Source organism: Aeromonas rivipollensis (genome assembly GCF_037811135.1).
In the GTDB taxonomy this organism is placed as follows: domain Bacteria; phylum Pseudomonadota; class Gammaproteobacteria; order Enterobacterales; family Aeromonadaceae; genus Aeromonas; species Aeromonas rivipollensis.
The window spans coordinates 2,030,741-2,044,199 of the sequence record NZ_CP149130.1 but is presented as its reverse complement, the minus strand read 5'-3'; the positions used below and the strand labels follow the sequence as shown (position 1 = coordinate 2,044,199).

General features: G+C 65.4%; 9 protein-coding genes. 4 read left to right on the top strand and 5 right to left on the bottom strand.

Translation table 11 applies throughout. From position 1 onward, the window contains the following. The first annotated feature begins 126 nt into the window (after positions 1-126). Complete coding sequence (locus WIR04_RS09360) at positions 127-1,380, top strand: D-amino acid dehydrogenase (protein WP_338892135.1); 1,254 nt, start codon at positions 127-129, stop codon at positions 1,378-1,380. A gap of 54 nt (positions 1,381-1,434) precedes the next feature. On the opposite strand, the gene WIR04_RS09355 is transcribed toward WIR04_RS09360, so the two are convergent. Continuing rightward, positions 1,435-2,133 carry a TetR/AcrR family transcriptional regulator gene (locus tag WIR04_RS09355; protein ID WP_338892133.1) on the bottom strand — a complete coding sequence of 233 codons (699 nt, stop codon included), beginning with the start codon at positions 2,131-2,133 and terminating at the stop codon, positions 1,435-1,437. 182 nt (positions 2,134-2,315) lie between these two features. On the opposite strand from WIR04_RS09355, the gene WIR04_RS09350 reads away from it, so the two are divergent. Further along, entirely contained in the window at positions 2,316-4,247 is a 1,932-nt protein-coding gene (locus tag WIR04_RS09350; protein WP_338892131.1) for an amidohydrolase, read from the top strand. Between the two features lie 30 nt (positions 4,248-4,277). Here WIR04_RS09350 and WIR04_RS09345 read toward each other — a convergent pair whose 3' ends face one another. Next, positions 4,278-5,399 (bottom strand): HPP family protein, encoded by a 1,122-nt coding sequence (locus WIR04_RS09345; RefSeq protein ID WP_338892130.1) that lies wholly within the window; start codon positions 5,397-5,399, stop codon positions 4,278-4,280. Positions 5,400-5,609: 210 nt separating this feature from the next. Between WIR04_RS09345 and WIR04_RS09340 the strand changes: the two genes are divergently transcribed. Then, on the top strand, positions 5,610-6,728 hold the full coding sequence (locus WIR04_RS09340) for a glycosyltransferase family 9 protein (protein WP_338892128.1): 1,119 nt from the start codon (positions 5,610-5,612) through the stop codon (positions 6,726-6,728). Positions 6,729-6,830: 102 nt separating this feature from the next. Here WIR04_RS09340 and metE read toward each other — a convergent pair whose 3' ends face one another. Next, positions 6,831-9,095, bottom strand: a complete 2,265-nt coding sequence (metE, locus tag WIR04_RS09335; protein WP_338892126.1) for a 5-methyltetrahydropteroyltriglutamate--homocysteine S-methyltransferase — start codon at positions 9,093-9,095, stop codon at positions 6,831-6,833. A gap of 161 nt (positions 9,096-9,256) precedes the next feature. Between metE and WIR04_RS09330 the strand changes: the two genes are divergently transcribed. Then, positions 9,257-10,192, top strand: coding sequence for a LysR substrate-binding domain-containing protein (locus WIR04_RS09330; protein ID WP_338892124.1), 936 nt, complete (start codon positions 9,257-9,259; stop codon positions 10,190-10,192). A 69-nt stretch (positions 10,193-10,261) separates the two neighbouring features. Here WIR04_RS09330 and WIR04_RS09325 read toward each other — a convergent pair whose 3' ends face one another. Next, complete coding sequence (locus WIR04_RS09325) at positions 10,262-11,047, bottom strand: siderophore ferric iron reductase (RefSeq protein WP_420883461.1); 786 nt, start codon at positions 11,045-11,047, stop codon at positions 10,262-10,264. A gap of 65 nt (positions 11,048-11,112) precedes the next feature. After that, the gene (locus tag WIR04_RS09320) at positions 11,113-13,257 is read right to left on the bottom strand and encodes a TonB-dependent siderophore receptor (RefSeq protein WP_338892122.1); all 2,145 of its coding nucleotides are present in this window, start codon (positions 13,255-13,257) and stop codon (positions 11,113-11,115) included. Positions 13,258-13,459: the final 202 nt, after the last annotated feature.

Below are 13,459 nucleotides of genomic sequence, written 5' to 3'. Positions count from 1 at the left end.
AGCAAATGACAACATTGAGAGCCAGTTAACAAAATGTGAATGGTGATAATCACCAATGATAACGACACCAGTTGAATATCCTGTGGCGGCTGATTAAGGTGGAGGCCCCAGTCAAGGAGAGACAAGATGGACATAGTGGTACTCGGTGGTGGCGTGGTCGGTGTGACCAGCGCCTGGTATCTGGCCAAAGCCGGTCACAAGGTGACCCTGCTGGAGCGGCGCGACGGGGTGGCCCTTGAAACCAGCCATGCCAATGCGGGTCAGATCTCCCCGGGTTATGCCTCCCCCTGGGCTGCCCCCGGCATTCCCCTCAAGGCCGCCAAATGGCTGCTGCAAAAACACGCCCCCTTCACGGTGCGCCCCACCTCGGATCCCTTCCAGCTGCGCTGGATGCTGAAGATGTTCGCCAACTGCACCCCGGCAGCCTATGCGGTCAACAAGGGGCGCATGGTGCGACTGGCTGAATATAGCCGCGACTGCATGAAGCTGTTGCGCGATGAGCTGGCGTTGGACTACGAGGGGCGCCAGCTCGGCACCCTGCAACTGTTCCGAAGCCAGGCCCAGCGCGATGCCAGCCAGCGCGACATCGAAGTGCTGGAAGAGTACGGCGTCCCCTACCAGTCCCTCGATGCCGACGGCTGCGAGGAGGTCGAGCCCGCCCTGGCAAGGGTGCGCGGCAAGGTGGTGGGCGGCCTGCGCCTGCCGGGAGACGAGACGGGTGACTGCTTCCGCTTCACCCAGGCCCTGGCTGACGAGGCACGGCGGCTCGGGGTGAACTTTGTCTTCAACTGCGCTATCGACGAGGTCGAGCTCGCCCAGGGGCGCGCCGTGGCGGTGCGTGCCGGCGAGCAGCGCTTCAAGGCCGACGCCATCGTCTGTGCCCTCGGCAGCTATGGCACCGGCTTCTTGCGCCCCCTCGGGATTGAACTCCCCGTCTACCCGGTCAAGGGTTACTCCCTCACCCTGCCGATGACGGACGCCGATGGCGCCCCGCGCAGCACTGTGCTGGATGAAACCTACAAGGTCGCCATCACCCGCTTCGACGAGCGGATCCGGGTGGGGGGCATGGCCGAGCTGTCGGGCTTCAACCTGGCGCTCAACCCGAGGCGCCACGATACCCTGGCCATGGTGGTGAGGGATCTCTTCCCCCAGGGGGGGGATCTGGAGCAGGCCAGCTTCTGGACCGGGCTGCGCCCCATGACCCCGGACGGCACGCCCCTGGTGGGGCCAAGCCCCATCCCCGGGCTCTGGCTTAACACAGGCCACGGCACCCTGGGCTGGACCATGGCGGCAGGCTCGGGCCAACTACTGAGCGATCTCATCTCGGGCAGCGCTCCGGCCATCAGCGACGAGGGGCTCACCCTGGCCCGCTACGGCTAGCCCGCTGGGCGCAATGCCAGATGCAAGAGAGGGAGTGCCCGGCACTCCCTCTCTTTATTCGTCCCTCTTCGCCGGAACTGGGCCAGCCGGTGCCAGTCCCGGCATCGACTGCCAGACCCGGGCCGGATCCGGCTCCTCGATGGCCGCCATCATCAGCTGCTCGCTCCAGCGTCTATGCAGTTGCCACAGCTGCGCCCCCGCCTCCCCCTGCCCCTTGGTGCACTGCTTGGCCACGTCCGCGGTGCGGTAGAAGTAGCGCACCAGGGTGGTGAGCTCGGGCTCGGGCCAGCGGCAGCCAAAGTGGCGCAGCCGCTCGGACCAGAAGGCTACCTGACGCCCCTCGTGCTCCTGCTCGACCCCGTGCAGGGCGGGAATGAGATCCATCGCCTGCCACAGCGCCCCGTAGCCGACGTAGCGCTCATCCAGTGCCTCCAGTGCCTCGTCCAGCATCAGCAGGGTCTGCGGCCAGCTGTCAGCCTGCTCGCGGATGACCTCCTGCGCCTCGCACACCGCCGCCAGCCAGTCCAGGGCCAGCCGGCAGATGATGGCCTCCTTGTTGGGAAACAGGTGGTAGAGCGACTTGATGCCCACCCCGGCGCGGGCGGCGATGGCGTTGGTGTTGAGGGCCGCAAACCCCTGCTCCTGCAGCAGGGCCAGGGTAGCCTGCTCGATGCGGCTCGCCACCTCCTGGCTGCGCAGTTGCCTGGGTTGGCGCCGCATGCACAATTCGGCCGGCAGCACTTGTTGTGACATTCTCTTCCCCCGATGCGGTCTCCGCCCCAAGGGGCGACTGGTTGTCATAACTACATGATGAGACAAGGTAAACACAAGTCAAAAAAAGTGCAGTAATCACTGGCATTTTTCAGAATAGCTGCAATAACCATAGGTGCTCATATCTGCAGTAAAAACTGCAATTAACCCAAGGAGAGCGCGCTATGGATAGCAAACACCCCCGTCTCAGGCTGGGCGCCATCGCCCTGCTGGTGAGTGGCCTGCTCGGCTGCCAGCAAGACAGCAGTGAGCCGCCGCCCGGCAACACCCTCTATCTCAACGGCAAGATCCACACCCAGGATGGGCAACGCAGCCAGGCCGAGGCCATGGTGGTGCAAGGCGGCAAGTTCACTTACGTGGGCTCCCGCGCGGGGGCCGAGACCCTGAAGAACAGTGCGACCCAGGTGGTGGATCTGCAAGGGAGGATGGTGCTGCCAGGGCTGCACGACAACCACATCCACCTGCTCGGCACAGTGGCGCTCGACATGTGCGATCTGGACGGCCAGAGCGTCAACCTGGATCAGCTCGCGGCCAAGATCAGCGAGTGCCTGCCCCGCTACGCCCCGGCCCCCGGGGACTGGCTGGTGGTCAACCAGTGGTCGCCCTATGACGGCAACACCCCCACCGCCACCCATGCCACCCTGCTGGCGGCCCTGGATGCGGCGGCGCCGAACAACCCCGTGATGCTGGCCGGGGTCGACGGCCATGCCGGCGGCTACAACTCACAGGCGCTGGCGCTTGCCGCAGACAAAGACGGCAATGTGGTCGGCTTCAATGCCACCACCCTGGCCCCGGGCGGTGTGTTCGAGGCCTTCATCCCCTATGTGGATCTGGCAACCGGCGTGATCCGGGACGCGGCCCGCAGCGCCATTGCAGTCCCCGACACCGGGGTGCTGAGCGCGGAGGGGGAACAGGCGGAGTCCCAGTATGACAAGATACTCCCCGCCATCTCCGAGCTGATGGCGTCCCGCGGCATCACGGGAGTGCAGGATGCCTGCGCCAACGACTTCATCCGGGAGCGGCTGCGCAAGATGCAGGACCAGGATCTGCTGCACATGCGCGTCACCGCCGCCACCTGCTTCAACCAGGATGACTACAGCGGCAAGCTGGACATCGACGGGCACCTGGCCAAGGCGAACCAGGTACGCGACGCCTTCGCTGGTAATCCCCTGATCAAGGCCGATGCGGTCAAGATCTTCCTCGACGGCGTGCTGGAGGGGGATCCCTTCACCAGCCCCCCCTTCCTGCCCAATGCCGGCATGCTGGAGAACTACCACAATCCCCATCTGGCCCTGGATCCCGACAGCGGCGAGGTGAGCATCACAGCGGACAGCGAGGATGCGGGCAGCAACGGCATCGTCAACTACAAGGAGGCGGATCTGACGCGCTACGTCACTGCGCTGGATGGGGCAGGATTTGGCATCCACATGCACAGCATCGGCGATCGCAGCACCCGGGTGGCCCTCGATGCCCTGGAGGCGGCCCGCGCCAGCAACGGGGAGAGCGGCATCCCCCACACCCTGGCCCACCTGCAGGTGGTGCATCCGGACGATCAGAAACGCCTCGGCGAGCTTGGCCTCTACCTCACCTTCACCTATGCCTGGACCACGCCCCAGCTTGCCTACGACATGCTGGTCAGCCCCTTCATCCAACCAACCAGGGTGGGACAGTCCCTGAGCGAAGCCATCTACGACCCCATGGGTTATCTCCATGACGCCCTCTACCCGGTCGAGAGTTCGCGCCAGGCTGGCGCCGTGCTGGTGGCGGGCAGCGACGCCCCGGTGGACAGCCGGGATCCACGCCCGTTCGAAAACATGGCCGCCGGCATAGTGAAGGCGGCCGGCAGCGGCGACGACTTCAGGGCCAGTCAGCGCACCTCCCTTGCCGAGATGCTGGCCGCCTACACCATCAACGGCGCCAGGGCAGTACGCCAAGGGGACATCACCGGCTCCATCGAGGCAGGCAAGTCGGCGGACTTCATCGTGCTGGACCGGGACCTGTTCGCCCTGGTCAAGGCCGGCACGCCGGAGCAGATTGCACAGACCCGGGTCGAGCAGACGGTCTTCATGGGGGAGACCGTCTACCCCAAACCCTGAACAAAACGGGCCCCTCAAGGGGCCCGCTTCTTATGGCTCGCAGGCGGGCACCTCCTCCGCCTGACCGGGTTGCAGGGCCAGGGTGAACAGGGCCGCCACCATGTCGGACTGGGTGATGATGCCCACCAACTGCTCCCCTTCCACCACAGGCATATGGTGCATGCCCCCATCGGAGAAGGCTTCCACCAGATCGTAGAGGGGTTGGTAGCGCCGCGCCGTCCGTACCTCCCGGGTCATCAGATCCGCCACCCGCAATTGCTCGAGCGCCTCCCGCCCCCTGGGCTGGCGGCTCTCCCTGTCGATCATCAGATCATGCAGGGTGATGATGCCCGCCAATCGCCCCTCTTCGTCCGCCACCGGCAGCGCCTTGATCTGATGGTGAGAGAGCAGATCCCAGGCCGCCATGGCTGACGCCTCTGGGGAGCTGACCACCAGATCCCGCGACATCACATCCTGACAGCGCACCGTGCCCACTCGCCCCCGCAGGGCGTGCAACTGGGCCTCCTGCAACAGCTCCTGCAGATCCTGGCGGCTGATGTCGAGCAGCTCCCCGTGCTTGTCCAGGGCAAAGTCGATGTCCTGGGTGGCGAGCCGGGCGCTCGGCTGGGGATCCGCCGTCTGGTGACGATTGGGCGCCACCTTGCCGCCATGGGGATAACGGCGCCCCAGGGCGCGGTTGTAGAGCAGTCCCAGGCTCAGCAACAGCAGGGAGTTGAGCAGCACCGGCAGCAGCACATAGCCCACCCCCAGCGCCCGGATCCCCTCGCCGCCGATGACGGCGGTCAGGGCCACGGCCCCGCCGGGCGGGTGCAGGCTGCGGGTGAGGAACATGGCGGCGATGGCCAGCATCACCGCCAGGGCCGAGGCGAGGGCCATGTCCGGCACCAGGCTGGCACTCAGTACTCCCATCAGGGCCGAGACCCCGTTGCCCACCAGGATGGACCAGGGCTGGGCCAGGGGGCTCGCCGGGGCGGCAAACAGCAGCACGGCGGAGGCCCCCATGGGGGCGATCAGCCAGTGCACCTCCAGCCCCAGCCCCCACTGGCAGAGCCAGGCGGTGCCCAGCAATCCGACGAAGGCGCCCAGGGCACCGTAACAACTCTCTCTGAGGCTGGTATTGGTCGATACCGGCAAAAAATCCCTGAACTGCATCCTGCTCCCGAAGACGATAACATTTATTTCAAATGCGCAATTCTAGCCAGTAACCCCGGTCCAATACCAGCCCGCCAGGGGTTGACCACCCGGCTTATCGCCCGCTGATCCTGCCGCCACTGGGTGGACGGCACTTTTTCCTCCCTCTTAACACTGGCTTAAGGGTCGGCTGTCACCTTGCTGCCATCCTCATGAACGGAGCCAAACGCTATGAAGACTCTCAGAGATGCCCTGCGCCGCTTCGATGGCCAGCGCCGCAGCTGGACCGCCGGGCTGGAGCGGGCCACCCTCGCCTGGCTGGCCAGACGGGGCCGCCTGCCCTCATCACCTCAGGCGCGCAGGCGGATCCTGGTCATTCGCAGCACCCACCGCATCGGCAACAACCTCTTCCTGCTGCCCTTTCTGCAGCGGCTGAGACGGGATCACCCCACAGCCGAGATCGAGCTGGTGTGCAGCGGCGGCCCCTTGCTCCCCTTTCTCGCCGATCTGCAACTGGGGACCATCCATCGGGTCCGCTTGCAGGGCAAGCAGCTGATCGGCGCCCTGGCGGTGCTGTGGCGCCTGCGCCAGCGGCACTATGACAGCGTCTATGTGCCCTTCGCCTCCAGCACGGATCACCTGATCGCCGCCTGGGTGCGGGCCGGCGAGAAGATCGGCTTTGACGACGCCAGGGGGGATGTTCTGTTCGATCAGCCCCTTAGCCCCGACAGTGGCTGCCACTACGCCCACCAGCCCCTGCAACTGCTCGGTCGCCATGGCAACCCGGCGGAGCAGATTGAGCTTGGCAGCGCGATCCAGGCCCCCTGCCCGCCGCTGGCCGCGTTGCGGCGGGCCCACCCGGGCCGCCCCCTCATCGGCTTCTTCACCGGCGCCCGCAAGGGCAAGGGACTCTCCGCCACCCAGTGGCGGCGACTGCTCGGGGATCTGCGCAGCCACAGTCCCGATGCCCTGCTGATCCAGCTCGAAGATCCGGCTTCCCCCCAACCCCTGCTGGGGGATCTGCACCTATCCCTGGCCAGCATGAGCGAGCTGGCCCGCTTCACCCGCGGCCTCGCCCTCTTCGTCAGCGCCGACACAGGCCCCCTGCATCTGGCTGCCGCGAGCGGCGTGCCCTGCCTCGGCCTCTTCACCCAGACAGACCCGGCGCGCTACGGCTGCCTCGGTGCCCAGCACCTCAATCTGGTGATCGAGGATCGCAACGCCATCCCCCTAGACGGGCGCTGGCTGGCCGAGGCGCTGGCGCGGGAGGCGCCATCGCAGGGGTGGCACAGACCGCAAAGCCCAGCACCATACCCGCAAACCGGCGTCCCCCTGCTGCTTACCCCCTGAGGGGGCCTCAGGGCCCTCATGCAAAAAAGAGGGAAGGCCTACGCCTTCCCTCTCTCGTTATCTCAATGCTCTTGCGTTGTCTGCCGAGCGGTATGACGCTGCTCAGGCCAGTTCGGCTCGCAGCGCCCGGGTCGCATCGACCATCACCTTCAGGGCAGCCGTGGTCTCTTCCCAGCCGCGGGTCTTGAGGCCGCAGTCCGGGTTGACCCAGAGGCGATCCGCCGGGATCTGTCTGGCCGCCCTGCGGATGAGGTCTTCAATCCAGTCCTGGCTCGGCACGTTCGGGGAGTGGATGTCGTAGACGCCCGGCCCGATCTCGTTGGGGTAGTTGAAGCGCTCGAACGCTTCGAGCAGCTGCATCTGGCTGCGGCTGGTCTCTATGGTGATCACATCCGCGTCCAGCGCCGCCACCGCCTCTATGATGAGGTTGAAGTCGCTGTAACACATGTGGGTGTGGATCTGGGTGCTGTCCACCACTGGGCTTGCGCTCAGGCGGAAGGCGCGCACCGCCCAGTCCAGATAGGCCTGATGATCCTGCTTGCGCAGGGGCAGCCCTTCGCGGATCGCCGGTTCGTCGATCTGGATGATCTTGATGCCGGCGGCTTCCAGATCGGCCACCTCGTCGCGAATGGCCAGGCCAATCTGCAGGGCCGACTGCTCGCGGCTCACGTCTTCCCGGGGGAAGGACCAGCAGAGGATGGTCACGGGCCCGGTCAGCATCCCCTTCACCGGCTTGTCGGTCAGGCTCTGGGCAAACTGGGTCCACGTCAGGGTCATGGGGGTCGGGCGGTCGATGTCACGGGTGATCACCGGCGGCTTGACGCAGCGGGAGCCATAGCTCTGTACCCAGCCGAAGCGGGTAATGGCAAAGCCATCAAGCAGCTCGCCGAAATACTCCACCATGTCGTTGCGCTCGGCTTCGCCGTGCACCAGCACGTCCAGCCCTATGGCCTCCTGGCGCGCGATGGCGTCCTTGATCTGGGCCTGGATACCCGCCTCGTAGGCAGCGTCGTCGATGCGACCGGCCCGCCACTCCTGGCGCAGCAACCGGATGTCGGAGGTCTGCGGGAAGGAGCCGATGGTGGTGGTGGGCAAGAGCGGCAGCTTGAGATCATTGCGCTGGGCCTCGGCGCGTACCGGATAGGCGCTCTGGCGGTCAAAATCGCTGTTGGTGAGGCAGGCCAGACGGGACTGCACCGTACGCTTGTGGACCCGGCTGTCGGACTCCCGATCCACGATGGGCTGGCTGTAGGCGCTGATCTTGTCCAGATCCCCTCCGTCCAGGTAGTCGGCCAGCAGTCCCAGCTCGTAGCACTTTTGCAGGGCGAAGGCGAACCAGCTGCGGGTCTGGGGATCCAGCTCGTGCTCCAGGGTCAAGTCTACCGGGCTGTGCAGCAGGGAGCAGGAAGAGGCCACCCAGAGGCGCTCGCCGAGCTTATCCTTCAGCGCTTTTAGGGTCGGCGCCAGCTTGGCGAGGTTGGCACGCCAGACGTTGCGGCCGTTGATAACGCCAGCGGAAAGCACCCACTGGGCCTGCAAGTGCGGGACCAGGGTCTCCAGCTGCTCGGGGGCGGCCACCAGATCCAGGTGCAGGCCATCCACCTTCAGGCTGGTGATGATGTCGCGCTGATGGGCAACAGAACCGAAATAGGTGGTGAGCAGCAGCTTGCAGGGGCCGCTCAGGCGCTCGTAGGCGTTGAGGTAGGCCAAACGCCACTCGTCCGGCAGGTCCAGCGCCAGGGCCGGCTCGTCGATCTGCACCCACTCCACCCCTTGTGCTGCCAGTTTTGCCAGGATCTCCTGATAGACGATCAGCAGGCGGTCCAGCAGTTCGAGGCGGGAGAAGCCGCTCTCTTTCTCCTTGCCAAGCCAGAGGTAGGAGACGGGCCCCAGCAGCACCGCCTTGACCGGCAGCCCCAGCGCCTTGGCCTCTTCCACCTCTTCAAAGAGTTGGCTCCAGCCCAGCTTGAAGCGTTGATCACGGCTGAACTCGGGCACCAGGTAGTGGTAGTTGGTGTTGAACCACTTGGTCATCTCGGCGGCGGCAGCTGCGGGGCCGGTCGGCGCACGGCCACGGGCAACCCGGAACAGGGTGTCGAGATCGGTGTCCCCATGACGGTGACGGGCAGGCACGGCGTCCACCAGCAAACTGGTGCCGAGCACCTGGTCGTACCAGGCGAAGTCGCCCACCGGCAGCAGGTTGACCCCGGCGGTGCGCTGCGCCTGCCAGTGGCGCTCACGCAGGCTCTTGCCCACGGCGACCAGCTCGGCCTGGGTGGTCTCGCCGCGCCAGTAGGATTCGAGGGCAAATTTCAGCTCGCGCTTGGCGCCGATACGGGGGAAGCCCAGGGTGTGTGCTCGGGTCATAGGTCCAATTCCTTATGCTCATTCATCTGATGGGAAACTGGATGATTTAGCCATCCAGATGTTTACACATCTAGAGTGACGAGATAAGGTGACCTTGGCTATTGAATCCTCTTCAACTGGCTCTCAAGAAATCCTCAACTGACGCACAAAGGAGCAGTGCCATGGGTGTGCCCAACCAGTCGACCAGCCATCAGAACACCAACGCGGGCATCGATCTCAAGCACCTGAAGACCATCAGCGCCCTGGCCGAGCAGGGCTCCCTGGCGGGGGCTGCTCTCTGCCTCAACCTCACCCAGTCCGCCCTCTCCCACCAGTTGAAAGAGCTGGAGACCCGCCTCAATCTGGAGCTTTATCTGCGCAAGAGCCGCCCCCTGGTGCTGACGGCGGCCGGCCAACATCTGCTGGCCCTGGCCCGTCAGGTGCTGCCTGCCCTGGCCCAGACCGAGCGCCAGCTGCTGGCCCTGCACAGCGGCGACGCGGGCAGGCTGCACCTGGCGCTCGATTGCCACAGCTGCATCCAGTGGCTGCTGCCGCTGTTGCCGGGCTTTCGCCGCCAGTGGCCAGGGGTGGCGCTGGAGGTGGAGTCGGTACCCGGCTTCGATGCCATCAGCGCCCTGCTCGGCGGTCAGCTGGACTTGCTGCTCACCTCGGATGTGCAGGCCCGCGGGGATCTCCACTTCGAACCCCTGTTTGCCTTCGATCTCACCCTGGTGATGGCGCCCGATCACCCCCTCTGTCACCAGGCCAAGATAGCCCCGGAGGATCTCAAACAGGAGGTGCTGCTGGTCTACCCGGTGGAGCGGGCCCGCATGGATGTGTTCAGCCGCTTCCTGCAACCGGCCGGGGTGGAGCCCGCCCGCTGCAAGCCGGTGGACAACACCTCGGTCATGCTGCAGATGGCCGCCGCCGGGCTCGGTGTCGCCGCCCTGCCGCGCTGGGCCAGCGAAGAGTTCGTGCGCCAGGGCTTGCTCGAGGCGCGCCCCCTGGGCAACGGGATCCGCCGCCATATGTATGGGGCCGTGCGGGCCGCCGATCGGGATCAGCCCTGCCTGCAGAGCCTGTTCGAGCGCATTCGAACCCAGATGGCCGAGCAGTAAAGGGCATGAAAAAGCCGCCCCATGGGCGGCGTTCACACTCTCTTTTCCATGTGCCTGCTCTCTGGCGCCTCAGGATCCCTCGTCGCAGCCGGCGGCTCCCTGCCGTCTCGGGCAGTTGCCGCAAAGCTCCCCATCCCCTCGCCTGTAGTGCAGGCAGCAGCGCTGGCGCACATAGCCAGGGAAGGCCTCATCCCGGAGGAGCGAGGCCGGACGCCAGCCCGCCAGATGCCCGGCGGGCAGGCCGCAGGCGGCGAGCCAGAGCGGCGCATGGGCTTGAACCACCTCTGGGCTTATCTCCCCGAAGAAATCCGGCACCCGCACCAGGGCCGCCAGCAGATCGTCCGCCAGGAGCGGGCGCACGAAGCCGGGGCGCAGCCGCTGCACCGCCCCAAGTAGCGCGAACAACTCCTGCCAATGAGCCTGCAACCGCTCACCCGCCGTCTTGATCAGGGTCTTTACCTCCCCCTTGATCATGGGCTCCGCCGGCAGGCTGAAGCCGGACACCAGCCCCTCCTGATAGCCCTGTCCCATGCGATCCAGGGCGGGCACGGCCCCCACCCGATAGACGGCCACCATGGCGAGGTAGATGGATTGCCAGCAGAGCATGCCCCAGCTGCGGGTCAGCCAGTAGGCCGCCCCCGCCTCCGGGTGTGCCTGCTGCCAGTGGCCATGCAGGGCAGCCGCAACCTCGCTCGGGGCGCCATGAGGGGGCGCCATCAGCAGAGCGGGGGACTCCCCCGCCAGCCGCCCCTTGAGGGAGGGAATGAGCCCGGCCGCCGCCGCAAACAGGGCGTCGTGATCCGCCAGCAGGCTATGCTGGCTGTGCACCGCCAGGGTGCCGAGGCCGCGAGGCAGGGCGTGCTGGCGGCCATCGGGACCCGCAGAGAGGGCGTGCCCCGGTGCAGGTCCGGGGCGCAAGGTCAGAATACGTATTTGAGTCGAGCCTCCACATTGCGCTCAGCCCCGAACCAGCAGTTGTTCTGGTCGTAGCAGGAGTAGTAGGTCTTGTTAAGCAGGTTGCTGGCGCTGAGCGACACCCCCACCCCCTTCAGGCTCGCGCTGAGGGCGGTGAGATCATAGGAGGCGGACATGTCCATCAGCAGATAATCCGGCACTGTGTCGGTGTTGGCGGCATCGAGCTGGGCCTCCCCCACGTAGCGCAGGCCGGCGCCTACCCGCATCCCCTCCAGGCTGCCGCCCGGCAGGTAGTTGCTCCACAAGGAGGCTATCTGCCTGGGCACCCAGACCGGGGTCTTGCCCTGCAAGTCTGTGGTGTCGCGGGTGATCTCCATGTCCTGGCGGGTATAGCTCAGCGCCAGATCCAGCCGGCTGGTGAGATCGGCGCGCCCTTCCAGCTCTATCCCCTTGGAGACGATTTCGCCGGTCTGCAGCTTGGGCCCGTAGACGTTGTCCGGATCGGTTACCAGGGCGTTCTCCTTGGTGATATGGAACGCCGAGATCGTGGCCGTCTTGCTCATGTCCTCGGAGAGGAACTTGAGCCCCCCCTCCCACTGGTGGCCGGTAGAGGGATCGAACGCCTTGCCACTCTTGTCCGCCCCCGGTACCGGCTCGAAGCTCTCGGCATAGCTCACATAGGGCGACAAGCCGTAGTCGAGCTCGTAGAGGGCGCCGAGGCGGAAGGAGAGGTTGTCCTGATCGACTTGGGCCAGGGACTGGCTGGCGGCCCCCAGGTAGAGGCCGCGGCTGTCGGTGTCCATCCGGTAGCTGTCGTAGCGGGCGCCGCCTATGGCCACCAGCCGATCGAGGCGCACCTGATCCTGCAGATAGACGCCCGTCTGGGACTGACGGATGGTCTTGCGATCCTCATAGGAGAAGGCCAGGGCATCCGGCCGGATCTGGTTGTGGTCCGGGTTGAAGATGTCGATGGCGGGGGCAGAGTAGTCGAGCGTGTCCTGATAGAGGATACGCGCGTCCAGATATTGATAGTCGACCCCGATCAGCAGGTTGTGTTGGGCCGGCCCCGTCATCACCTTGCCCGCCAGCTGGTTGTCGATGACAAAGCCTTTCGACGCCTCATCGGTCAAATAAGCGTTGCGGGTCAGGGTGCGGTTGTCCGCCGCCAGGGCCGCGTTGTAGGTGTTGCGCTGATAGGCGGAGGCATCCATGTAGCGGGCATTCTGCAGCACCTGCCAGTTGGCGTTGAAGTCGTGGCTCAGCTTGTAGCCGAGCAGGGTCACGTCCCTGTTGTATTCGTTCCAGTTCTGGTCGCCGAGGAAGCTATCGCTGCCAAGTTGCCCCAGGGGGTTGGACTTGACCGAACCGCTGGCCGGCACAGTGGTATAGATACCGGCCTCGGGATCCTTCTGGTAGTAGAGGTTGAGGTTCAGCAGGGTGCGCTCACTCAACTGCCAGTCCAGGGAGGGCGCAAAGACGTAGCGCTCCTCCTTCGAGGTCACCGCCTGGCCATCCTTCTCCCGGGCCAGCCCCACCACACGGTAGGCGAGCTGATCGTTGATGGCGCCTGTGCTGTCGAGGCTCATCTCCTTGAGGGTGCCGGTGCCCGTCGCCAGGCTGACGCTGTGTTTGGCTTCCCGCTGGGGGCGCTTGGCGATGAGGTTGACCATGCCGCCCGGCGGCATGCTGCCGTACAGCACCGAGGTCGGTCCCTTGAACACCTCCAGCTGCTCGATGGCCACCGGATCTATCTGGGGTTGCAGGTTCCACTCGTTGTATTGCAGCAAGAGGCCGTCATAGAAGTTCTGGTAGTTGTCAAAGCCGCGAATGTTGAACAGATCCAGCCGGTTGACCGCCCCGCCTCGCAGCTCGGTATTGACACCGGGCACGTAGCGCAGCGCCTCGCTCACCGAGCTGACGCCACGCTGTTCCAGGGTCTCGCTCTCCACTACCGAGATCGCCTGGGGCGTCTCTATGGGATCGAGCCTGGTCTTGGTCGCGGTGTTGCGATAGGTCTGACCCAGCACCGTCAGGGTCTCGTCGGCAAGCGCCGCGTCCTGGCTGCTGGGGGCGGCGGCCAGCACAGAGCCTGCCAACAGGGTAGAGATGGTCGCGGCGACCAGGGTCAATGGGGGGTGAACAAGTTGCATCTGATCCTCGACTGCCTACTGCATGTGAATAGTAACAAATATCATTTGCATTTTATTGTTCTAATTCGCCCCGGAATTAACAATTTGGGGCATGTTGGCGGGTCAATGACAAAGAAAGGGGGAGAGAAGGGCGCCATATGACGTCGTGACGAGTGAATTAGAGTGCAGGGGAAGCCAAATGGAGAGGGTACTGCCCGGGGCG